The organism is Pseudomonas sp. JUb42 (assembly GCF_024807945.1).
GTDB lineage: Bacteria > Pseudomonadota > Gammaproteobacteria > Pseudomonadales > Pseudomonadaceae > Aquipseudomonas.
On sequence record NZ_JANUFD010000014.1, the window covers coordinates 160,411 to 183,260 of the forward strand.

Below are 22,850 nucleotides of genomic sequence, written 5' to 3' on the forward strand. Positions count from 1 at the left end.
GTCATAGAACCGGGGCTGAGGACAGAGGACCTGTGGGAGCGTGGCTTGCCCGCGAAGAGGTCGGTACATTCGACGTATCTTCTGGATCAAACCATCGTATTCGCGGGCAAGCCTCGCTCCAACGGTGGGAGTGTAAGAGATGAAATACTTCAAACTGCCCGATCTGGGCGAAGGTCTGCAGGAAGCGGAAATCGTCGAATGGCACGTCAAGGCTGGCGATACGGTCAAGGCCGATCAACGCCTGGTCTCGGTGGAAACCGCCAAGGCCATCGTCGATATCCCCGCGCCCTATGACGGCGTGATCAGCAAGCTCTATGGCGGCGACGGCGACATTCTGCATGTCGGCGAGCCATTACTGGCATTCGAAGGCGAGGGCGATGCGGGAACGGTGGTTGGGCGTCTGGAGGGCGGTGGCGGCAGTCAGGACGATCAGTTCTTCGTCGGTGCCGCGCCGTCCACCCGCGAGCATCTCGGCGCCCGGGCTACGCCTGCTGTGCGGCAAATGGCCCGGCAGCTGGGCGTCGATTTGAGCACCCTCAGCGGCAGTGGCGAAGCCGGTTTGATTACCCGCGCCGATGTAGAAGGCGCCGCCCAGGCCGCCCGTGATCGTTTCGGCGGGGAAAAACTGCGCGGGGTACGGCGCAGCATGGCCCTGAACATGGCCCGTTCCCATGCCGAAGTGGTGCCGGTGACCATTTTTGGCGATGCCGATCTGCACCTCTGGGGCCAGGCCCGCGACCCGCTGATTCGCCTGGGCAAGGCCATGGCGGCGGCATGCGCGGTGGAACCGGTACTCAATAGCTGGTTCGATGGCAAAACCCTGTCGATCCGCCAGCATCAAAAGCTCGATCTGGGCATCGCCGTCGACACCCCGGACGGCCTGTTCGTGCCGGTGCTGCGCAATGTTGGCGAGCGCGACGCCCAGGACCTCAAGGACGGCATGAGCCGCCTGCGCGCCGACCTCAAGGCCCGCTCCATTCCGCCTGCCGAAATGATGGGTGCGACCATCACCCTGTCCAACTTCGGCACCCTGTTCGGCCGCTACGCCAACCCCATCGTCGTCCCGCCGCAAGTGGCGATCATCGGCGCGGGCAGTATCCGCGACGAGCCGGTGGCGGTTAACGGCGAAGTGGTGGTGCACCCGATCCTGCCCCTGTCCCTGACCTTCGACCACCGCGCGGTCACCGGCGGCGAGGCAGCGCGATTTTTCCGGGCGCTGGTGGAGGCATTGGAGCAGCCCGATTAATTAAAGAGATCAACAGATCTACCTGTATGGGAGCGAACTCTGTGGGAGCGAATTTATTCGCGAAGGCGGTGTTGCAGGCAAGAAATCTGCAGTGGATGTACCGGCCTCCTCGCGAATGAATTCGCTCCCACATTTATCTCCCACAGATCAGTCCTCTCCATTGGAAATTATTAATGGGGTCGCACACTGCGCTCCGTTTTGGTGTGCACGCTGCCCGGCCGCGCACGCTTGCATGGCATGCCTCTTTTTTGTATCGCCTGTTTGCCCCTGATTGCCCGTCTTCACTACCTCTTTGGAGGTAGTCGAGCGCAGGTTGGCCGTTTATTTGCTTTATCTGAGGGAATCAAAATTTCCTTGTGGGAATGTTTATTCCGGCAAAACGGTCATTTCAGCGTTTCATTCAAGAGGACGTGCAATGAAAAACAAAGGAAGCGGTGTGCGCTATCTGGCGTCAGGTCTATTGGCAATCGGCGCAGGCAATGCCTGGGCGGCGGATGCGCCGGTGCTCAACAGTGGCGATACCGCCTTCGTCGCCACCTGTTCACTGGTGGTGCTGTTGATGACGTTGCCTGGCCTTGCGCTGTTCTACGGCGGCCTGGCGCGCAGCAAGAACGTGCTGTCGATCCTGATGCAGGTGTTTTCGGTCGCTTCCTTGATGTCGGTGCTGTTTGCGATCTACGGCTACAGCCTGACCTTCGCTCCCGGTGGTGACTGGCAAGCCTTTATCGGCGGCTGGGACAAGCTGTTCCTCAAGGGCGTCGGCCCGGATGCGCTGACCGGGACCATCCCCGAGTTGCTGTATTTCCTGTTCATGCTGCTGTTCGCCGCGATCACGCCAGCGATCATCGTTGGCGGTTTTGCCGAGCGCATGAAGTTTTCGGCGGTGATGGTGTTCATGGCCATCTGGTTGACCATCAACTACGTGCCCATGGCTCATATGGCCTGGGGTGGTGGCTGGGTGTTCAACCTTGGCGTGCAGGATTTTGCGGGCGGCAACGTGGTCCACGTCAATGTCGGCATCGCCTCTCTGGTCGGCGCCTACCTGCTGGGTCGCCGTCGCGGTTTCGGCACCTCGGCCCTGGCGCCGCACAACATGACCATGACCATGACCGGCGGCTCGATGCTCTGGGTCGGCTGGCTGGGTTTCTGCGGCGGTTGCGCGTTGATGGCCAACGGTTTCGCCATGTTGGTAATGGTTAACACCATGCTCGCCAGCGCCGCCGGGGCGATTGCCTGGCAACTGGTGGAATGGAAGCATCGCGGCAAGCCGAGCATGCTCGGGGCGATCTCCGGTGCCATTGCAGGTCTGGTGGCGATCACTCCGGCCTGTGGTTTTGTCGGGCCGATGGGCGCGATCCTGCTGGGCTTTATCGTTGCGCCGATCTGCCTGTGGGCGGTGGAGAAACTCAAGCCGATCATCGGCCTGGACGACGCTTTCGATGTGTTTGGCGTGCACGGTGTCGGCGGTATCGTCGGCGGCCTGCTGACCCCGGTATTCGCCCTGCCTGTGCTGGGTGGTCTGGGCTTCACCGGCGAGCGCGGTCTGCTCGAGCAACTGGGCGTCAATGGCGGCGTGCTGCTGTTCAGCATCCTGTTCTCCGGGCTGACCAGTTGGATTGCCTATGCCATTACGGCGAAGCTGTGCCGCGGCCTGCGGGTGGATGAGGAGCAGGAAGTGGATGGCCTGGACCTGTCGGCCCATGGCGAGGTGGGATACAAATATTCGAATTGAATGAATTCGATTTCTCGGCCGCGCCCGTAGGAGCGGCTTTAGCCGCGAGGGCGTAAGCCCAGTCACCCACGCTGTGACTGATAGAGCACCCTCCCGGCTAAAGCCGGTCTTACGGGTTGGTATGGGGTCAAGCCTCGTTGCTAAACCCCAACTCCCGGGAAATCGCCGCGCCACTGGCCAGCACCTCGGCGATCATCAGTTGCTGCGTGCCGGGGCTGTCCATCACTGCGTCCGGCCCGGACAGGTTGATCGCGGCAATGATCTGCCCGCTGTGATCGCGAATCCCCGTCGCCACCGACGTCGAGTAATCCGAACGATGCAGCACCCAGGCCTGTTGCCGATCAGCCGCGATCATTGCCAATAGTTCCGGCAGGGTCCGTGGCGCCGGGGCCGGGTAGCCGTCCAGGCGCACGCTCTGGTAGAGCTGGCTGAGTTCGCTGTCATCCAGCCCTGACAGCAGAATCCGGCCCATGGCAGTGCAGTGGCAGGTGATACGCGTGCCGATGGGAATATTCACCGACAGGCGTTGCGCGGCGAAGGCGCGGTACAGGTACAGGCTGTCGGTCTGTTCGCGGATGCTGAGGTGGCACGACAGCGACGTGCGATCACGCAGGGCGTTGAGATGGGGCATGGCGACTTCGACGATATCGCGACTGGCCAGGTAGCTGAAGCCATCGCTGATCACCCGGCTGCCGAGTTCGTAGTGGCTGGTGAGTTTGTTCAGGTAACCCATTTCGGTCAGGGTAAACAGGATGCGATAGCAGGCCGAGGTACTGACCCCCAGGCGCGTGGCGATTTCATTGATGCTCAGGGTGCGGGTCCGGGCATTGAACATGCCCAACACGCTGAGCCCGCGTTGCAAGGCGGGCACCCAATAGTCGGTGGTGTCTTTGTCCATGGTTGGAAACCTGTTGAAGCTGAAGGCATCGGGGCGAATTCTGCGGCGGCGGGAGAGTGTGGGAGCGAATTCAGTGGGAGCCGTCCCGCCGCTAACGCGCCGCGCTGTCGCGCAGCAAACACTAGCCGAGGCAGGGAGCAAATATGTGGGAGCGAATTCATTCGCGAAGAGGCCGGTACATTCGACGCATCTTCATCGCCTGGAACACCGCTTTCGCGAATGAATTCGCTCCCACAATTCGCTCCCACGGGAATTGGCCCCTACAGGAATTCGCTCCCACAGCATCCATTGCCACAAAAACAATGTTGCCGAAGGGGTTACTGAAACTCCTGCATCGCATCCAGCAACGCCGCGGTGAAGTACTCCCGCGATGCCCGGTCGAAGAGGATCTGGAAGCACGGCACCGGCCCGCTGCCGAGGTTGATCACGATGGCGTTGAGCCGCGCCACCGAGGTCTGGGCCACAGCGCCTGCCGGGAAGCTTTGTGCACGCAGGTCGACGCCACAGACCTTGGCCATGACCTCGGCCACGCAATCACCGCTCAGTTGCAGCCAGGCATGGCTGTCCTGGCGTGGCAGCAGGTAGTTGGCCTGATGATCCAGCTCCCAGCGCGCTTCCTCATCGGCAATGCGCTGGCCCTGATCCTTTGTGCTGCCAAGGATGAAGTACTCGGTCTGGGACAACCGCGCCACATGGCTGCCGTCTGCCTGAGTCACAGCCTGGTTGGGCTGTTCGGGCAGGACGAAGTCGCGGCTGCGCAGATACTCGGCGCTGAAACTGCCGCGAAAACCCACTCGCGGCAGGTCCGTCAAGTCGAGCAGGGCGCAGGGTGACAGCGCCGCCTGGGCGATGCCTTTTTCAAGATTTTCCGCTAGCAGACTGCTCATGCCTGGCGCTCCTGGCGTTGGTTATCGGGATCGAAAAACGGCAGTTGCACCACCGTGGCCTGGACCATCACGCCGCCTTCGACGCGGATCGGAATCTGCTGCCCCGGCGCGCTCTGGGTGGCTCCTGCATAGGCCAGGCCGATGATCTGGCCCAGAGTCGAAGAGTATTCGCAGGAGGTAACGTTACCGCTGATATCCGTGCCGTCGAGGACCAGATGGCCTTCCAGCGGTTGCGGGCTGCCCTTGGGCAGGGTAAAACCGACCAGTTTGCGCTTGAGCGGCTGGGCTTCGAGGATGTCCACCGAGCGGCGGCCGACGAAGAACGGCTTGGTGCGGCTGACCGCCCAACCCATGTCGATCTCCGCTGGATGGGTCATGCCATCGGTGTCCTGGCTGATGATTACATGGCCTTTTTCCAGACGCAGCAGGCGCTGGGTCTCGACGCCGAACGGGCGAATGTCGTGTTCCTTGCCCGCCAGCATCAGGGCGTCCCAGAGTTGCAGGGCATGGCGCGCCGGGACGTGGATTTCATACCCTAGCTCGCCGACGAAACCGACCCGCAGCAGCCGTGCCTTGATTCCGGCGACTGTGCCGGTGCGTACGCCAAGGTACGGGAAACCTTCGGGGCTCAGGTCAAGGTCGGTGCAGACCTTTTCCAGCACCTTGCGCGCATCCGGCCCGGCGACGTTGACTGCCGAAATGGCGGCGGTGACGTTGGCGATATCCACGTCCAGGCGCCACTGGGCGTTCCACTTGAGCATCTGCTGATAGATACGATCGACGCCGCTGGTAGTGGCGGTGACGTAGAAGTGATTCTCGGCAAAGCGTGCACACACGCCGTCATCGATCACCACGCCGTGCTCGTTGGTCATCAACGCATAGCGCGAACGGCCCACCGGCTGCTTGAGGAAGGCGAAGGTGTACATGCGGTTGAGCAGTTCGGCGGCGTCCGGGCCGCGCACGTCGAGGCCGCCGAGGGTCGAGACGTCGATAATCCCAACTTTGTTGCGCACATGCAGGGCTTCGGCCTGCATGCATCGCTCGCGATCCTCGGCTTTGCCGTAATAAGCCGGGCGATGCCAGACGCCTGCGGGCATCATCTTCGCCCCGGCGTCGAGGTGACGACGGTGCATGGGCGTCTGCCGATACGGGTCGAACGCGCGCCCGGCGACGTGGGCCAGTTTCTCCGGGGAGAAGGGCGGGCGGGCCGTGGTGACGCCGGTTTCGCTGATGCTGCGTTGGGTCGAAGCCGCGACCAGACGCGCCGTCGGCAATGCCGAATGGCGGCCCTGGGACGGGCCCATGCCGACGGTGGAGAAGCGTTTGACCAACTGGATATCGCGGTAGCCGCATTTGGTTGCGTTGATGATGTCCTGCACTTGCAGGTCCTCATCAAAGTCGACGAAGTCCTTGCCCTTGGGATGGGGGAAGATCGGCCAGGGGAAGTTCACTCGGGCTTCGTCGATCAGCGCCTGCTTGCTGCCCGAGGCCGGCAGACCCAGGGCCTGGATGATGTCCATGGCGATATTGCCCGCGTCGGCCAAGACGTTGTCGAGGTGGTGCTGGCCGTTGACGGAACCGGCGACATGCAGGATGCCCGGCAAACCGCTGATAGCGAATTCGGCGCTGCTCTCGTCGTAGGCCAGCTTGCCGCCCGCCTGGCACAGCAACTGATAGACCGGCATGTAACCGGCGGACATGCACAGCAGGTCGCAGGGGATGATCTCGCCACGGGCTTGCACCTGGCCCTGGCCAGTGATGCGTCGCACATCGACAGCGGTCACATGGCGCATGCCTTTTTCGTGCAGTGCCTCGTAGACGGTGCTGTTGGCGTGACAGGTGATGCCGCGCTGTTCCAGCTCGCGGGGCAGGCTGCGGTTATCCGGCGTGGCGCGCATGTCCAGCAGGGCGGCGACGGTGACGCCCTGTTCGAGCAGATCGAGGGCGGCGTAGTAGCCGTCGTCATTGCCAGTCAGGACCACAGCGCGCTGCCCCGGCTTGACCGCATACAGCTTCATCAGGCGCTGGGCGGCGCTGGTCAGCATGATGCCGGGCAGGTCGTTATTACGGAAAATCACCGGCTGATCGAACGAGCCGCTGGCTACCAGACACTGCTGCGCCCGCACCTTGTACATGCGCTTGCCCTGAATCACCGGCAGGTAGTTGTCGGTGAACCAGGCGTTGCACACGGCATTTTTGAGGATGCGGATATTGGCGTGCTGCTCTACGGCGTTGATCAGTTCCGTGCGCAGGTGCTCGGCGCGCGTCCCGGCGACATCGAAGCGTGCATAGGTCAGGGAGCCGCCGAGGATCGGCTGTTCTTCGATCAGCAGCACCTTGGCCCCGGCATTGGCGGCGGTCAGGGCAGCCTGCAAACCGGCAGGCCCGGCGCCGACCACGGCCAGGTCGGTGAACAGGTAAGCCTTGTCGTAATACTCAGGCTTGAAGTTCAGGTCCAGCACCCCGAGGCCGGCCTTCTTGCGAATGATCGGCTCCCAGACTTTCCACATGCCCTTGGGCTTGAAAAACGCCTTGTAATAGAAACCCACCGGCATGAACTTGGAGAACTTGCCCATGTAGGCGTCTTTGTCGTCATCCAGGGAGCCGTTGAAGTTCTGACCGAAGACATTCAGGCCTGCGCGAATCGGGTAGGCGTCGGCCAGCACGTTGGGTTCTTCGGGCAATTGCACCAGGGTGTTGGCGTCCTGACCGGCCATGGTCAGGGGGCCGCGCGGGCGGTGGTACTTGAACGAGCGCGACATCAGGAAGCGGCCATTGGCAAGCAGAGCACTGGCGACGGTATCGCCCTGTACGCCCTGATAATCCTTGCCGTCAAAGCTGAAACGCAGCGGCTGGTCACGGTCGATCAACAGCCCCATGGGGGCGGGCAGGCGGCTCATCCGGCAATCTCCCTGGCGGCGAACTCGACACGGGCGTTGAACACTTCCCGGGCATCGAAGGTGCGGATCACTTCATCGGTGACGGTGTGGCGCTCGGCCAGAAACCAGTAGCTGGACGGTGTGTGCATCCACCATTCGGTGACGACACCGGCTTCGTTATCGCTGTTGAACACGTAGTCGGCCCATTCCAGGTCGGTGCAGGTGGCCGGGTCCGGCATACGCTTGAACTCGCCGCCGTAAGTGAATTCGCTGATATTGCGCAGCCCGTTGAGCGGGCAATGCAGAAGTTTCATTGTGCGTGCTCCGCGTTAGTGACTGGCCGCTGTGGCGCCCATTTCGTTGACTTGAATGAAGCGCGAGAAACGCTCCAGGGCGAACGGCGCGATCAGCTCCGGGGTCTTGCCGGTGGCGACCATCTCGGCCATGGTCTTGCCGACGATGGGCGTGGCCTTGAAGCCCCAGGTGCCCCAGCCTGCGTCCAGGTAATAATTTTTTACCGGTGAAAGGCCCATGATCGGGCTGTAGTCCGGGGTCATGTCGGTGATCCCGGCCCACTGGCGCATCAGCTTGGCATTGGCCAGGAACGGGAACATCTCGATGGCATGGGCCAGCAGGCTTTCCTTGAGGTCCAGGGTCGAGCGGGTGTTGTACAGCGGGTACGGATCGGAACCGCCGCCGAACACCACTTCGCCACGGCTGGTCTGCTGCACGTAGCAGTGCAGCGCCGACGAGCTCACCAGCGGGTCGAGGAACGGCTTGAACGGCTGGGTGACCATGGCCTGCAACGGGTAGGTATGGATCGGCGCACGGATACCGGCTTTCTTCAGCATCAGCGAACTGGCCCCGGCAATCGCCTGTACTGCGCAACCGCACTTGATGGTGCCGCGGTTGGTCTTCACCGCAGTAATGGCACCGTTCTCTATGACCAGGTCCTGCACTTCAGTGAGCTGATGAATCTCCACGCCGCGCTTGGCGGCCTCTTTGGCATAGCCCCAAGCCACGGCGTCGTGGCGGGCAGTGCCGCCGCTCATGTGCCAGAGCCCGGCCAGCACCGGAATATGCCCGGGGTCGAGGTTCAGGCTCGGCACCAGTTCGCGGATCTGCTGGCGGTCGATCATTTCCGTGCGGCCACCGAAATGCTTGTTCACTTCGGCACGCTGGCGAAACGCACGCACGGTGGCGTCGGTGTGGGCCAGGGTCAGTTGGCCGCGCTCGGAATACATGACGTTGAAGTTGAATTCGTTGGACAGGTTCTCGAACAGCTTCACCGACTCGATATAGAACTTCACGCCTTCGCTGGTCAGGTAGTTGGAGCGAATCACCGCTGTGTTACGTGCGGTATTGCCACCACCCAGGTAGGACTTTTCCAGCACCGCAACATTGGTGATGCCGTGGTACTTGGCCAGGTAATAAGCAATGGCCACACCATGGCCGCCGCCGCCGATGATCACCACGTCGTAGGAAGACTTCAGTTCCTTGGGCGGTGGCAGATCGACTTCGGCCGGGTATTCGGCGCCCAGCCCGTATTTCAAGAGATTGAAGGGCATGGGGCCTCCGATTTGGCGTGGGTTTTGGCCTGCTGTTGCGCGGCGATCAAGGTGTTTTTCATCAGGAAAGCGATGGTCATCGGGCCGACACCACCGGGCACCGGGGTGATGGCGCTGACCACGGGCAGGGCGCTGTCGAAATCGACATCGCCGACCAGGCGGCTGCGCTCGCCTTCGGTAATGCGGTTGATGCCGACGTCGATGACCACGGCGCCAGGCTTGAGCCAGCTGGCGTCGATCATCCGTGGGCGGCCCACGGCGGCGATGACGATATCGGCCTGGCGCGACAGCGCAGCGGCGTTCTGGCTGCGCGAGTGCAGCACGGTGACGCTGCAATGCGCCTGCAACAGCAGGGCGGCCATGGGCTTGCCGACGATATTCGAACGACCGATGACCACGGCGTGCTTGCCGCTCAGATCACCGACGGTATCGTGCAACAACTGCATGCAGCCCGACGGCGTGCAAGGTGTCAGCACCGTGCGGCCCTGGCTCAGGCCACCGACGTTCTCGCTGTGGAAGCCGTCGACGTCCTTGCCCGGATCAATGGCCTGCAGCGCCAGGGTTTCTTCGATATGGGCCGGCAGCGGCAGTTGCAGAAGGATGCCGTGGACTTCGCGGTCGGCATTGAGGCGCCGGATCAGTTCCAGCAGTTCGTCTTCGCCAATGTCATCGGCCAGCTTGTACTCCAGGGAGCGAATGCCGCATTCCTCGGCGCGCAGGATCTTGTTGCGCACATAGACCTGGCTGGCCGGGTCTTCCCCGACCAGAACCACCGCCAGGCACGGCTGAATGCCGTCCGCGACCATGCTCGCCACATCCACTTTCACCTGTTGCAGAACCCGCGCGGCGGCGGCCTTGCCATCGATCAGTTGGGCGCTGTTCATTTGAAAATCACCGTGCGGTCGTTGTTGAGGAAAACCCGGTGTTGCAGATGGAATTTCACCGCCTTGGAAAGGGCTACGGTCTCGGTATCGCGACCGATGGCGACCAGGTCGTCCGGACGATAGGCATGATCGACGCGCTGCACTTCCTGCTCGATGATCGGGCCCTCGTCCAGGTCGCTGGTGACGTAGTGGGCGGTGGCACCGATCAGTTTCACGCCGCGCTCGTAGGCCTGGTGGTAGGGCTTGGCGCCCTTGAAGCCGGGCAGGAACGAGTGGTGGATATTGATCGCCCGGCCTGAGAGCTGGCGGCACAGGTCATCGGAGAGAATCTGCATATAGCGGGCGAGGACCACCAGATCGGTTTCGGTTTCGTCGACGATCTTCATCAGCGCCGCTTCCTGCTGGGCCTTGGTGTCCTTGGTCACCGGCAGGTAGATAAAGCGAATGCCTTCACGCTCGGCCATGGGCCGCAGGTCCAGGTGATTGGAGACGATGGCGGTGATGGTCATGTCCATCTCGCCCTTGTGATGGCGGTACAGCAGGTCGGTCAGGCAATGGTCGAACTTGCTGACCATCAGCAGCACGCGCATCGGCTGATTGCTGTCGAACATCTGCCAGTCCATCTCGAACTGCTCGGCCACCTTCACGAAGCCCGCCTTGAGGCCGTCCAGCTCACCCTGCCGACCGTCGTTGAAACGAAACACCGCGCGCATGAAAAACTTGCCGCTGCCCTCGTCGTCGAACTGCGACATCTCGCCGATGTAGCAGCCGCTTTCGGCGAGGTACGAGGTGACGGCAGCGACGATGCCGGATGTGGCGGCACAGCTGACCTTGAGAATGAAGGTGTTCTGAAGCTTCGACATGACGAAAGATCCTCGGGAGGTGACGGGCAGGTCATCACCGAGTGTTCGGGGGTGAAAGAAGTTTTTACCGGTCAATAAAAAATCCCACGGGGAATAATTTATTCCTGCGGATGCTTTTATAGGTGAAGCGGAGGGAGGGTGTCTAGGGTTTTTGTGAAAATTAGTTTCTCTTCAGGAAACTTTTTCGGTGTGGCTTACATGATCACATGTGGGAACGAGGCTTGCCCGCGAAGGCGGTGTTTCAAACCACGCATTTGCGTCGTATGTACCGGCCTGTTCGCGGGCAAGCCTCGCTCCTACGAAGATCTGTGTCTTGCTTGCTATCTCGGGTTACTCACCATTACTGCCGTAATTCATGATCGACAACAGCCGGATCGGCACCTGCAATAGCTGCTCGGGCCCATGGGGCACGTCGCCGTCGAAGGTCAGGCTGTCGCCGGCTTCCATCTTGTACAGCTGATTGCCGTGGCGATAGACCAACTCACCTTCGAGCAAATGGAGGAATTCGGTGCCGGGGTGGGAGAAGGTCGGGAATTCTTCGCTGGCGTCGTCCATGGTCACCATATAGGCCTCGAAACTCTTCTTCGGCCCACGGGTGTGGTTGAGCAGGTGGTAGGTGTGGCCTTTCTCCGTGCCACGGCGCACGACCTCAAGCCCTTCATCCTTCTTCACCAATAGCGCGCTGCCGCCCTGTTGGTCGTACTGGCTGAACAGCTTGGACATGGGAATACCCAGCACGTCGCACAGACGGCTGAGGGTGTCGAGGCTGGTGGAGACCTGGGCATTTTCGATCTTGCTCAGCATGCCCTGGCTGATCCCGGCGATGCGCGCGACCTCCGCCAGCTTCAAATCCTGAGCCTGGCGCTGTCGCTTGATCTGCATGCCCAGGTACTGCTCAAGCTTGAGACGGGTCTGCGGTTCGGTCGCTGTATTCATGTGACGCCCATTTTTGTGGCAGGAATTTCAATTACGCGCTCTAACGGGGCGCTCATCAGGCTCGGCGGGAGTTCTGCGGAGGCAGATATTCGTACCGGGAAACGAATTTTCTCATAAATAAGATAAGCCTGTCGCTGATCCAGCGCGGTTTCGACAGGTGTGGCGAGAGATTGGCAAAGCAATTGCATTCCTGTTGTGAAAGTTAATTTCCTTGTGGGAATTTTAACCCTGAGGTAAAAGGTCGATGTCGGTACGGCATGACGACCTCGGGAAGACCTTCACATCATCGTCATGCTGTTGCCAATCAGGAGCCCAGCCATGTTGCCAAGCGAAACCCAACGTCTGATTCAGGAACACGGGATCAAATATGTCCTGGCGCAGTTCGTGGACATCCACGGCTCGGCCAAGACCAAGTCGGTGCCGATCTCCGGCCTGGAAATGGTCATTGAGGATGGCGCCGGGTTCGCCGGTTTCGCCATCTCCGGCATGGGCATGGAACCCCACGGCCCAGACTTCATGGCCAAGGGCGATCTGGCGTCGTTGACCCCGGTGCCATGGCAGCCAGGCTACGGCCGAGTGGTCTGCATCGGTCACGTCGAAGGCAAGCCATGGCCTTACGACAGCCGCTATGTGCTGCAACAGCAAGTACAGCGCCTGAGCGACCGCGGCTGGACCCTCAACACCGGCCTTGAGCCTGAATTCAGCCTGTTCCAGCGAGATGCGGGCGGCAAACTGCAACTGGTCGACGCCAGCGATAACCTCGACAAGCCCTGCTACGACTACAAGGGCCTGTCCCGTTCCCGGGCCTTTCTCGAACGCCTGACCGAAGCCTTGCAGCCGGTGGGTTTCGACATCTACCAAATCGACCACGAAGACGCCAACGGCCAGTTCGAGATCAACTACACCTACAGCGATGCCATGGAGTCGGCCGACCGCTTCACCTTCTTCCGCATGGCTGCGGGCGAGATCGCCAATGACATGGGCATGATCTGCTCGTTCATGCCCAAACCGGACCCCAAGCGCGCCGGTAACGGCATGCACTTCCACCTGTCCATCGCCAGCGCCAGCAACAAGAACCTGTTCCACGACGCCAGCGACCCGAGCGGCATGGGCCTGTCGAAAATGGCCTACCACTTCGCCGCCGGCCTGCTGGCTCACGGCCCGGCCTTGTGTGCCTTCGCCGCGCCGACGGTCAATTCCTACAAGCGTCTGGTCGTGGGCAACTCCCTGTCCGGCGCAACCTGGGCCCCGGCCTTTATCGCCTTCGGTTCCAACAACCGCTCGGCCATGGTTCGCGTGCCCTACGGCCGCCTGGAATTCCGCCTGCCGGATGCCGGTTGCAACCCATATCTGGTTAGCGCCGCGATCATCGCCGCCGGCCTTGACGGCATCGACCGCCAGCTGGAAATCGACAACGTCTGCAACGAGAACCTCTACAAACTGAGCCTCGAAGAAATCGCCGCACGGGGCATCAAGACCCTGCCGCAGTCGCTGAAAGAAGCCTGCGACGCACTGGAAGCCGATCCGCTGTTTGCCGAGGTGATGGGCAATGAAATCGTCGGTGAATTCATCAAGCTCAAGCGCATGGAGTGGGTGGAATACAGCCGCCATGTGAGTGATTGGGAAGTTAAGCGTTACACGGAATTCTTCTGAGGTCGCTGGGCGGCCGCTGCAAGTTTCAAGCTGCAAGCGGCAAGTAAAAGCAGTTTTGCGGCGAATACCAAATTTTCTATCAACCCGGCCAGCTTGCAGCTTAAAGCTTGCGGCTTGCCGCTCCCGAACAAGGTGAGGCTATGTGCGGAATTGTGGGCTTATATCTGAAAAATCCGGCGCTGGAATCCCAGCTCGGCAAGCTGTTCGAACCCATGCTGGCGGCCATGACCGACCGTGGTCCGGACAGTGCCGGCTTCGCCATCTACGGTGATGAAGTGGCCGATGGCTGGGTCAAGCTGACCTTGCAGGCAACCACTGAAGATTACGACTTCAAGATGCTGGTCTCGGTCATTGAAGCCAAATTGGCCGTGCCGCTGGAGTGGTTCCAGAACGCTACGGCCATCGTCCTGAAGATCAAGGCTGAAGAAGCCGTGGTCCGTGCCCTGCTGGCTGAATTGGCGCCAACGGTGCGCATCATGAGCGCCGGGCAGAGCATTGAGATCCTCAAGGGCATGGGTTTGCCTAAAGAGATTTCCGAGCGTTTCGGCCTGGGTTCCATGAAGGGCAGTCACATCATCGGTCACACCCGCATGGCCACCGAAAGCGCGGTGACCATGGAAGGCAGCCACCCGTTTTCCACCGGCGCCGACCTGTGCCTGGTGCATAACGGCTCGCTGTCCAACCACTTCCGTCTGCGTCAGGAACTGCGCCGCGAAGGCATCCATTTTGAAACCGAAAACGACACCGAAGTCGCCGCCGGTTACCTGGCCTGGCGCCTGCAGCAGGGCGATTCGCTCAAGCAGGCACTGGATAACTCCCTCGAAGCGCTGGACGGCTTTTTCACCTTCGCCATCGGCACGCGCAACGGTTTTGCGGTGATCCGCGATCCGATTGCCTGCAAGCCGGCGATCCTTGCCGAGACCGACGACTACGTCGCCATGGCCTCGGAATACCAGGCGCTGTCGAGCCTGCCGGGCATTGAAAAAGCCAAGGTCTGGGAACCTGTCCCGGCCACCATGTACATCTGGGAACGCGAGTCGGCTTAAGGAGCACGCACATGAAAACCATCGATCTTTCCACTGCCACCGTGCGTGATCTGAATCAGGCGCTGCACGACCAGGTCAACAACGTTCAAGACCGCGAATGGGTCGTGACCCACGCCAACGGCGCTCACAACCTGGCGGTCGGCGTCAACGAAGCGGTATCCATCGATATCCAGGGCCACGCCGGTTACTACTGCGCGGGCATGAATCAGAAAGCCAATATCACTGTGCACGGCAACGTCGGTGTGGGCTGCGCGGAAAACATGATGTCCGGTTATGTCCGGGTCAAGGGCAGCGCTTCGCAGGCAGCCGGGGCCACGGCTCACGGCGGGCTGTTGGTCATCGAAGGTGATGCCGGTGCCCGTTGCGGCATTTCCATGAAAGGCATCGACATCGTGGTCGGCGGCAGCATCGGTCATATGAGCTGCTTCATGGGCCAGGCCGGGCGTCTGGTGGTGTGTGGCGACGCCGGGGATGCCCTGGGCGATTCGCTGTACGAAACCCGTATCTACGTCAAAGGCAAGGTCGAGTCCCTGGGCTCGGACTGCATCGCCAAAGAGATGCGTGCCGAACACCTGGAAGAGCTGCAAGAGCTGCTTAACCGCGCCGGTTTCAACGAAAAGGCCGCGGACTTCAAGCGCTATGGCTCGGCCCGTCAGCTGTACAACTTCAAAGTCGATAACGCTTCCGCGTACTGATTCAGGAGCAAGAACATGAGTGATTCGCAAACCCCAAAGGCACCTCCAGTACTGCGTGAATCGGCCACCTTCGACCGTCTGACCATTCAGGAAATCCAGCGTGCCGCCGAAACCGGCATCTACGACATTCGCGGCGGCGGCACCAAGCGCAAGCTGCCGCACTTCGATGACCTGCTGCTGCTCGGCGCCAGCGTGTCGCGTTACCCGCTGGAAGGCTACCGCGAGAAATGCGGCACCGACGTCATCCTCGGTAACCGCTTCGCCAAGAAGCCGCTGCACCTGAAGATCCCGGTGACCATCGCCGGCATGAGCTTCGGTGCGCTGTCGGCCAACGCCAAGGAAGCCCTGGGCCGTGGCGCGACCATCGCCGGGACCAGTACCACCACCGGCGATGGCGGCATGACCCCGGAAGAGCGCGGCCAATCGCAGCATCTGGTGTATCAATACCTGCCGTCACGCTACGGCATGAACCCCGACGACCTGCGCAAGGCCGACGCCATTGAAATCGTCCTCGGCCAGGGCGCCAAGCCGGGCGGTGGCGGCATGCTGTTGGGCATGAAAGTCACCGAGCGTGTCGCCGGTATGCGCACCTTGCCGGTTGGCGTGGACCAGCGTTCGGCCTGCCGTCACCCGGACTGGACCGGCCCCGACGACCTGGCGATCAAGATCGCCGAGATCCGTGAAATCACCGACTGGGAAAAACCCATCTACGTGAAAATCGGCGCCAGCCGCCCGTACTACGACGTCAAGCTGGCGGTAAAAGCCGGTGCCGATGTGATCGTCCTCGATGGCATGCAGGGTGGTACGGCGGCGACCCAGGAAGTGTTTATCGAGCACGTCGGCATCCCGATTCTGCCGGCCATTCCGCAAGCGGTTCAGGCGCTGCAAGAGATGGGCATGCACCGCAAGGTGCAGTTGATTGTCTCCGGCGGTATCCGCAACGGCGCCGACGTGGCCAAGGCCATGGCGTTGGGTGCTGACGCAGTAGCCATCGGTACGGCCGCGCTGATCGCCCTGGGTGACAACCATCCGCGTCTGGACGAGGAGCTGAAGAAGATCGGCTCTGCGGCCGGTTTCTACGATGACTGGCAGAACGGCCGTGACCCGGCTGGTATCACTACCCAAGACCCGGAACTGTCCAAGCGTCTGGATCCGGTGGAAGGCGGCCGTCGTCTGGCCAACTACCTGCGCGTACTGGTGCTGGAAGCCCAGACCATGGCCCGCGCATGCGGCAAGTCGCACCTGCATAACCTCGATCCGGAAGACCTGGTGGCACTGACCGTTGAGTCGGCGGCGATGGCGCGGGTGCCATTGGCCGGGACCAACTGGATTCCGGGGCAGCAGCAGTACTGATTCGACCGCACACAATCTCTGTGGAAGCGAATTCCGTGAGAGCGGATTGTGGGAGCGAATTTATTCGCGAAGACGGTATTCAGGCCATTGAAGTCGCATTGAATGTACTGGCCTCTTCGCGAATGAATTCGCTCCCACAGAATTCGCTCCGCAGAATTCGCGTTAACAGCAGCCGTTCACTTGAATTCGGCCTGTTTGCAGGACAAGTCTTAGAAGAAAAGTGACGAATCTGAAGGATCGCTCTCTTTATCTTGAGTGAAATTCCTTAACAATCCCAGCCGCTTTTACCTGCCAAATTCCGGGACTAGTCTGCGCGCCGTCACTGACGAATCAGTGACCGGGCGTGAGACCCCGGCTTTTATATAGGCACAGGCTGTCATCGCATATGGCAGTTGTGTGCAGGCAGACCTCGGTCTGGCCGGGTGCCTATAACCGGTATTCTCACCCTGCACATAGCTGCCACCTTTTGCCCCGTGAGAATGGCAATGGATGGCTGCAGAAACCCGTCAACGCGTAACCTTGCAGGTTAGCGGGGTTTGATTTTGTGGGAGCCGGCTTGCTGGCGATGGCGGTGGGTCAGACCCAGAGCCTGTTACTAGCGCTTCGCCCTCGATCGCCACCAAGGTGGCTCCCACATCCGGCCAAACGGCGTCTACAAATCACTCGCTTGCAGCAGGCTGATCCAGTTCTTCCAATGCCGCCGCATTGTTCTTGAACGCCGCCGCAAACACGGTGCGGTTCTTGGCCATGAAGATGCCGATATCTTCAGCCAGGTTCTCAGCCAGGTCCGGAACGTTTTTGATCAGGGTCGCGGTCAGGGATTCGGCCAGTTCGAGCATCTGGTCGTGTGCATCGGCGAGTTTGCGGTCCACGAATGTAGTCTCCAAGTCGCGGGTACTGCGATACAGGGTTTCAACAGCCATATTCGGCCTCGTCGGTTAGGGGCTAATCCCCGATTGAAGGTTGCAGTCTGTTCTGGTGTGCCGGGGGCCGCATACCGGCCTTTAGCAATTACTGTGTATTTATACAGGTATCAGGATAGTCCAAATACCCGCCTGCTGAACAGGGGGCATTGCAGTCTTTTTTACACCTTGCGACAACCCGTCACGCCCTCAACCATAGCCAATGGCCCTGATCCTGCTTTAAAAAGCCTGTCGCTCAAAGCGTCACGCTTGGGCGCTACGCTCCAATCGTCTGATCAAGGAAGTACATCGTGAAAATCAACTGGGCTGAAACCTTGCGTCAGCGCGTACATAACTGTGCTGAATCACTGGGCAACCTGTTCGTCGAGAGCTTCCACTATCTGGCGCTGTTCGCCATCGGCGGGGTCACGGCGTGGGCGGCGGTCATGGCGTTCCTGGGCATGCTGGAAAAGGGCCACATTGCCGTCGATGACATCCTGTTGCTGTTCATCTACCTGGAACTGGGGGCGATGGTCGGGATCTATTTCAAGACCAACCACATGCCCGTGCGCTTTCTGATCTACGTAGCGATCACGGCCCTGACGCGCCTGCTGATCTCCGACGTCTCGCACCATAACCCACCGGATATCGGCATCATCTACCTGTGCGGCGGGATTCTGCTGCTGGCGTTTGCGATTCTGGTGGTGCGCTATGCGTCGTCGCAGTATCCGTCGGTCAAGGTGCAGGATCCGCACAGCAAGACCAAGGCGCTGGTTGAGGAGAGTGGGGAGAGTTAAAGCTGGGGGGATCATCAGAGGCAAAAAAGGAGCCCCGAGGGGCTCCTGACTTGGCCAGGCATCACATCGCAATACGAAAGATCTCTTCAATCTCGCCCTGATTCGCCGGGCGCGGGTTGGTGAAGCCGCAGGCGTCTTTCATGGCGTTGGCGGCCAGGGTGGGGATGTCGTCGGCCTTGGCGCCCAGTTCGGCCAGGCCGCCCGGAATGCCGATATCCCCTGACAGTTTACGGATGGCCGCAATGGCCGCCGCTGCGCCTTCGGTGTTGTCCAGGCGCTGGGTGTCGATGCCCATGGCGGTGGCTACATCTTTCAAGCGAGCCGGGCAAACGCTGGCGTTGAAGCTTTCCACATGGGGCAGCAGCACCGCGTTGCAGACGCCGTGGGGCAGGTCGTAGAAGCCGCCCAACTGGTGCGCCATGGCGTGCACATAACCCAACGACGCATTGTTGAAAGCCATGCCCGCGAGGAACTGCGCGTAGGCCATGTTTTCCCGTGCCGGCATGTCATTGCCGTTGGCCACGGCGGTGCGCAGGTTGGCGGAGATCAGCTCCACGGCCTTGAGGGCGCAGGCGTCGGTGATCGGCGTGGCAGCGGTGGAGACGTAGGCTTCGATGGCGTGGGTCAGGGCGTCCATGCCGGTGGCAGCGGTCAGGCCCTTGGGCATGGCGGCCATCAGCGCCGGGTCGTTGACCGACAGCAGGGGGGTGACGTTGCGGTCAACGATAGCCATTTTCACATGGCGGGTTTCGTCGGTGATGATGCAGAAACGGGTCATTTCACTGGCCGTGCCGGCCGTGGTGTTGATGGCAATCAGCGGCATTTGTGGCTTGGCGGATTGATCGACACCTTCGTAATCGCTGATTTCCCCGCCGTTGGCCGCCACCAGAGCGATGCCCTTGGCGCAGTCATGGGGCGAACCGCCACCGAGGGAAATAATGAAATCGGCGCCGCTGAGCTTGAGTTGCTCCAGGCCTTTTTCCACGTTGCTGACAGTCGGGTTGGGTTTGGCGCCGTCGAAGATCGTGGCGTTGATGTCCTGTTCTTGCAGCAGCGCCGCAACCTTGGTGGCTACGCCTGCCTTGGCCAGGCCCGCATCGGTGACGATCAGTGCGTGACGGAAGCCGTATTTACGGATGGCGTCCATTGCTTCGTTAAGGCTGCCGATGCCCATCATGTTCACGGACGGAATGAAGAAGGTGCTGCTCATGATTAATCCTCTTTTTATGGTTATTTGGCCGGGAGGCCGGAGGTGCGCTCATCAAGTGGGATTCATCCTAGGAGCATCATGCGGGGGACTAAATGGTCCTTTAGGTAGGGAAATAACGGGTCTTTGGTCGTAGTGGCGCGATGATGGGGAACCGTAAATTGCAGACAAAAAAATGCCCCGGTGAAGGGGCATTTTTGCTGCTTTCAAAGCGTTAGCGGGCCCATTCGCCCTGATGCCAGTGCCAGCTGTTGCCGCGCTGTTCCCAGTACGGGTGCACGTAGCGATAACCGGCGCGTTCTGCTTCCCAGTGGCCGTGCACCGCCACATAGCGGCCGCCTTCCCAGTTCCAGTAGCCACGGGCCCAGACATAGCCCGGCCGCGGACGCGGTTCGACTTCGACGTATTGCACGGGCGGTGGTTGGGGGGCGATGACTTCGGCGTAGGCGGGGCGTTCGACCACGACCCGGCGTTCGCGGTAAGGGTGCTCGTAGACGCAGCCGGAAGCGGTGGCGACCAGGGCGAGCACAGCAGCGTAACGTAAAAACATACAACCTCCTCGGTGATCCCGGCGTCGGGTGAAACAGCGCCGGGAGGGACGATCGAGTTAGTTGTAACAGGTTGTGTCTGTCGACTGCCTGAACACGGATCCTGCCACCCTGTTGTGGGACCGGCTTCAGCCGGGAAGGGGGCGGTACATCCAATACATATTCATGGCTTCGAGTAAGGTCTTCCCGGCTAAAGCCGGCCCCACAGGAAGAGTGCGTTAATGTGGGTGCCAGGCAAGGCCTAAAGCCGGGCCACCTGCACATTGCGCAGGCTCTGCCAGTCATTGCGGCGGGCCGGGACGGCCAGGGTGCGCAGGTTATCGCCGTCGGTCATGGCCGCGAGGATTTCCATGGCGCAGTGGCCTTTTTCGATGGCGATGCCGAATTGCACGCTCTCGATCAGCCGCGCCAGGCGCTTGGGCTCGTTGCGCTGGGCGGCGCTGATCAGGCGTTTGGCAACCACGCCCGATTCATTGGAAAGGGTCAGCATGATACTGCCATCGAGGCCTTGAATACTTAGATTCACCCGGTAGTCAGGGTGAAAGGCGTCGGTGATCTGTTGAAATGGATTATCCATTATTCGCTACCTGCCAGTGGGTCTGCATAAGTTGACTTGGTGTTAGTCCCTTTAGTTCTCAACGGGTGATCAACGGCGTGAAGTTTTATGTTCGGCCATTGGGGATGGGTACACCGGTGTACTTGCATGGTTCGGGCCAGATATCGCGTGACGGCAGTAAGTGCAAAGGCAGGCAGGACGCGGGGTTCAGCGTTTGTTGGTCGATGTGGGTGTCGATTGTAGGACGATCCGTCGAGCGGTCATTTTGCGCAGGTGTTGCAGATATTGAACAAAGCACCATTACAGCGCCTCGAGTGTATGCATTGGTGCGCTCTGTGGTGGCATATACAGCGTTTTCACATCACTGTAATAGATGCGCGCAAACAAAAAGGGCGAGCCTGTTTTCACAGGCCCGCCCTTGTCGATGGTGATGATGAAAAGTTGGATCAGCCGACCTGAGCTTCTTTCTCCTGCTCTTTTTCCAGGAATTCTTCCTGCAGCAGAGCGTCTGGATTGACCGCGTCCTGGTCTTCAAGGACTACGGCATTTTGACCTGGGCGTTTGTGGCGCAGTTTGCCAAACAGGTGCTCCAGGGCGTGATCGAGTTTTACAGCGGCGCCATCCACTGCCTGGGCCAGGCTATCGGCTTTGTGGGTGACTGAAATCGGTTGGTGTCCTTTTGGCCGGGCTTCCATCTGGCAGCGGATGTCATGCGGGCCGGGCTTGTCGCCATTTTCGTCGCGGATATGGACTTCGACGCGGGTCAAATCTTCTTCATAGCGTTCGAGCGTGCTTTCAACAGTGGTACGTACCCACTCCTCCAGTCGGATGCTGCTTTCGATGTGGTTATCGCTATTGACTTGGATTTGCATAGTTCTTCCCTTATTAGGCTTGCTCGTGAGTGCAGAACGGCGGGCCTCTGGTGAGGTCCGTTTCCTGCGCCCTCACTCACAGTGTTGGCGCCGATCGATAAACAATTCAACCCAATGAGACAGAAATATTTTTGCGCAGAAAAAAATTGATTCAGCAGGTTCGCTGACGATGCCGGGTTTTTCCTTGGGGATCCTGAGGCATCGACAATGATGGCGGGTTTTGTGAAGGCATTATTTGTTACAGATAGGGTTTCTTTGGGCATGGCGCGGTTGCCGTTGGAGCGAGGCTTGCCCGCGAAAAAAAGGACAACGCGGTACATCAGACATATTGCCTCAAGGCGTTCGCGGGCAAGCCTCGCTCCAACGGGTCGCGTCAGCGTTGATTCACAAACGCCAACCGATACTCCCCAGGCGTCGCCCCAACCACCTGGCGGAAGCGATTGGTGAAGTGGCTGGCGCTGGCAAATCCGCAGCTCAGGGCGATTTCGCCGAGGGGCTGGCGGGTGCCGCGCAGCAGTTGCCGGGCGTGCTCAAGGCGCCGTGCCAGCAGGTACTGGTGCGGCGGCAGGCCGAAGCTTTCGCGGAACATGCGGGCGAAATGGTATTCGGACAGGGCGCACATGCCTGCCAGTTGCCCGAGGCTCAGGGGATCGGCCAGGTGCTGGTCGATAAACTCCACCAGTTGCCGGCGCAGGTGCGGAGCCAGGCCGCCCTTGACCCGCAAGCCCTCGCGCTGACCGACCTGGCTCAGCAGCGTGTGGCTGAGCAGCTCATGGGCCAGGCTGCTGCCGAGCAGGCGTTCGCCGGGTTCGTTCCAGTCCAGGCGCAGCAGTTGCTGAAAGCGTTCGACCTGAGCCGGGTCGTCGAAAAAGGTGTCTTCGTGCAACTGCAGTTCCCGGGGCTCACGGTCGAGCAGGGTAATGCAACCCAGGGCGAACTGTTCCGGGCTGACGTACAGGTGCGCCAGGCGGATCTCGCCGTTGATCACCCAGGACGATTCGTGCCCGGCGGGCAGGGTGCAGAGCTTGCCGGGGCTGCCCTTGGTGTCGGGTTGATCTCGACGAAAGGTACCGGTGCCGCCACCGATGTAGCACGACAACGTGTGGTGAGTCGGCCCGTGATACTCCTGAGCGTCATGCCGGTTGTTCCATAACGCCGCGACCAACCCGTCGTCCAGCCCGGCGCTGCGCTCGAGGCGGGCGTTGGGTGAGCTGTTCAGGGCCTGGAAGACCTGGAGGTTGTCGAGTAATGGCATTTTCGTACGGTTCCTGTAGGCCTTGCATCCTACTCCGCCCCTCGCCATCTGCCAGCCGGCGGACGATCAAATG

Annotated in this window: 21 protein-coding genes; 7 read left to right on the forward strand and 14 right to left on the reverse strand. The window is 60.6% G+C overall.

All coding sequences use genetic code 11. The features are described 5' to 3' along the window. Positions 1 to 139: 139 nt before the first annotated feature. Together M2401_RS25405 and M2401_RS25410 are read left to right on the forward strand one after the other, a co-directional pair. Complete coding sequence (locus M2401_RS25405; RefSeq protein ID WP_259107297.1) at positions 140 to 1,246, forward strand: dihydrolipoamide acetyltransferase family protein; 1,107 nt, start codon at positions 140 to 142, stop codon at positions 1,244 to 1,246. A gap of 415 nt (positions 1,247 to 1,661) precedes the next feature. Continuing rightward, positions 1,662 to 2,978: an ammonium transporter gene (locus M2401_RS25410; RefSeq protein ID WP_259107300.1), complete on the forward strand. Its 1,317-nt coding sequence runs from the start codon at positions 1,662 to 1,664 to the stop codon at positions 2,976 to 2,978. Between the two features lie 127 nt (positions 2,979 to 3,105). Here M2401_RS25410 and M2401_RS25415 read toward each other — a convergent pair whose 3' ends face one another. The 8 genes from M2401_RS25415 to M2401_RS25450 form a co-directional block, all read right to left on the reverse strand. Then, positions 3,106 to 3,876, reverse strand: coding sequence for an IclR family transcriptional regulator (locus tag M2401_RS25415; RefSeq protein WP_259107302.1), 771 nt, complete (start codon positions 3,874 to 3,876; stop codon positions 3,106 to 3,108). Between the two features lie 317 nt (positions 3,877 to 4,193). Beyond that, on the reverse strand, positions 4,194 to 4,763 hold the full coding sequence (locus tag M2401_RS25420) for a sarcosine oxidase subunit gamma (RefSeq protein WP_259107305.1): 570 nt from the start codon (positions 4,761 to 4,763) through the stop codon (positions 4,194 to 4,196). Continuing rightward, positions 4,760 to 7,663, reverse strand: a complete 2,904-nt coding sequence (locus M2401_RS25425) for a 2Fe-2S iron-sulfur cluster-binding protein (RefSeq protein WP_259107308.1) — start codon at positions 7,661 to 7,663, stop codon at positions 4,760 to 4,762. Before M2401_RS25425 ends, M2401_RS25420 begins: the two co-directional genes overlap by 4 nt. Next, entirely contained in the window at positions 7,660 to 7,956 is a 297-nt protein-coding gene (locus M2401_RS25430; RefSeq protein WP_259107311.1) for a sarcosine oxidase subunit delta, read from the reverse strand. The genes M2401_RS25425 and M2401_RS25430 overlap by 4 nt, the downstream gene beginning before the upstream one ends. A gap of 15 nt (positions 7,957 to 7,971) precedes the next feature. Beyond that, on the reverse strand, positions 7,972 to 9,210 hold the full coding sequence (locus M2401_RS25435) for an FAD-dependent oxidoreductase (RefSeq protein ID WP_259107314.1): 1,239 nt from the start codon (positions 9,208 to 9,210) through the stop codon (positions 7,972 to 7,974). Then, the gene (gene folD / locus M2401_RS25440) at positions 9,192 to 10,094 is read right to left on the reverse strand and encodes a bifunctional methylenetetrahydrofolate dehydrogenase/methenyltetrahydrofolate cyclohydrolase FolD (RefSeq protein ID WP_259107316.1); all 903 of its coding nucleotides are present in this window, start codon (positions 10,092 to 10,094) and stop codon (positions 9,192 to 9,194) included. The genes M2401_RS25435 and folD overlap by 19 nt, the downstream gene beginning before the upstream one ends. Then, on the reverse strand, positions 10,091 to 10,957 hold the full coding sequence (gene purU, locus M2401_RS25445; RefSeq protein WP_259107319.1) for a formyltetrahydrofolate deformylase: 867 nt from the start codon (positions 10,955 to 10,957) through the stop codon (positions 10,091 to 10,093). Before purU ends, folD begins: the two co-directional genes overlap by 4 nt. A gap of 330 nt (positions 10,958 to 11,287) precedes the next feature. Beyond that, positions 11,288 to 11,893 carry a helix-turn-helix domain-containing protein gene (locus tag M2401_RS25450; RefSeq protein ID WP_259107321.1) on the reverse strand — a complete coding sequence of 202 codons (606 nt, stop codon included), beginning with the start codon at positions 11,891 to 11,893 and terminating at the stop codon, positions 11,288 to 11,290. A gap of 318 nt (positions 11,894 to 12,211) precedes the next feature. Between M2401_RS25450 and glnT the strand changes: the two genes are divergently transcribed. The 4 genes from glnT to M2401_RS25470 all read left to right on the forward strand — a co-directional run bounded on the left by glnT (position 12,212) and on the right by M2401_RS25470 (position 16,640). Next, positions 12,212 to 13,546 carry a type III glutamate--ammonia ligase gene (glnT, locus tag M2401_RS25455; RefSeq protein ID WP_259107323.1) on the forward strand — a complete coding sequence of 445 codons (1,335 nt, stop codon included), beginning with the start codon at positions 12,212 to 12,214 and terminating at the stop codon, positions 13,544 to 13,546. A gap of 140 nt (positions 13,547 to 13,686) precedes the next feature. Beyond that, entirely contained in the window at positions 13,687 to 14,592 is a 906-nt protein-coding gene (locus M2401_RS25460; RefSeq protein WP_259107324.1) for a glutamine amidotransferase family protein, read from the forward strand. A gap of 11 nt (positions 14,593 to 14,603) precedes the next feature. Then, a complete protein-coding gene (locus tag M2401_RS25465; RefSeq protein ID WP_259107327.1) occupies positions 14,604 to 15,287 on the forward strand; it encodes a protein glxC in 684 nt (227 codons plus the stop codon). Positions 15,288 to 15,302: 15 nt separating this feature from the next. Further along, a complete protein-coding gene (locus M2401_RS25470; RefSeq protein ID WP_259107330.1) occupies positions 15,303 to 16,640 on the forward strand; it encodes an FMN-binding glutamate synthase family protein in 1,338 nt (445 codons plus the stop codon). Positions 16,641 to 17,299: 659 nt separating this feature from the next. Here M2401_RS25470 and M2401_RS25475 read toward each other — a convergent pair. Further along, a complete protein-coding gene (locus M2401_RS25475; RefSeq protein WP_259107332.1) occupies positions 17,300 to 17,563 on the reverse strand; it encodes a YebG family protein in 264 nt (87 codons plus the stop codon). A 290-nt stretch (positions 17,564 to 17,853) separates the two neighbouring features. Between M2401_RS25475 and M2401_RS25480 the strand changes: the two genes are divergently transcribed. Continuing rightward, positions 17,854 to 18,339, forward strand: a complete 486-nt coding sequence (locus M2401_RS25480; RefSeq protein ID WP_259107335.1) for a phosphate-starvation-inducible protein PsiE — start codon at positions 17,854 to 17,856, stop codon at positions 18,337 to 18,339. A 61-nt stretch (positions 18,340 to 18,400) separates the two neighbouring features. Here the strand turns inward: M2401_RS25480 and yiaY are convergent, their stop codons facing one another. From yiaY to M2401_RS25505, 5 genes are all read right to left on the reverse strand, one after another. Beyond that, positions 18,401 to 19,549: an L-threonine dehydrogenase gene (gene yiaY / locus M2401_RS25485; protein WP_259107338.1), complete on the reverse strand. Its 1,149-nt coding sequence runs from the start codon at positions 19,547 to 19,549 to the stop codon at positions 18,401 to 18,403. Positions 19,550 to 19,760: 211 nt separating this feature from the next. Then, positions 19,761 to 20,096 carry a class I SAM-dependent methyltransferase gene (locus M2401_RS25490; RefSeq protein WP_259107340.1) on the reverse strand — a complete coding sequence of 112 codons (336 nt, stop codon included), beginning with the start codon at positions 20,094 to 20,096 and terminating at the stop codon, positions 19,761 to 19,763. 239 nt (positions 20,097 to 20,335) lie between these two features. Further along, on the reverse strand, positions 20,336 to 20,671 hold the full coding sequence (locus M2401_RS25495) for a DUF3509 domain-containing protein (RefSeq protein WP_259107343.1): 336 nt from the start codon (positions 20,669 to 20,671) through the stop codon (positions 20,336 to 20,338). A 425-nt stretch (positions 20,672 to 21,096) separates the two neighbouring features. Next, complete coding sequence (locus tag M2401_RS25500; RefSeq protein WP_259107346.1) at positions 21,097 to 21,522, reverse strand: HPF/RaiA family ribosome-associated protein; 426 nt, start codon at positions 21,520 to 21,522, stop codon at positions 21,097 to 21,099. A gap of 373 nt (positions 21,523 to 21,895) precedes the next feature. Next, complete coding sequence (locus M2401_RS25505; protein WP_259107349.1) at positions 21,896 to 22,777, reverse strand: helix-turn-helix domain-containing protein; 882 nt, start codon at positions 22,775 to 22,777, stop codon at positions 21,896 to 21,898. Positions 22,778 to 22,850: the final 73 nt, after the last annotated feature.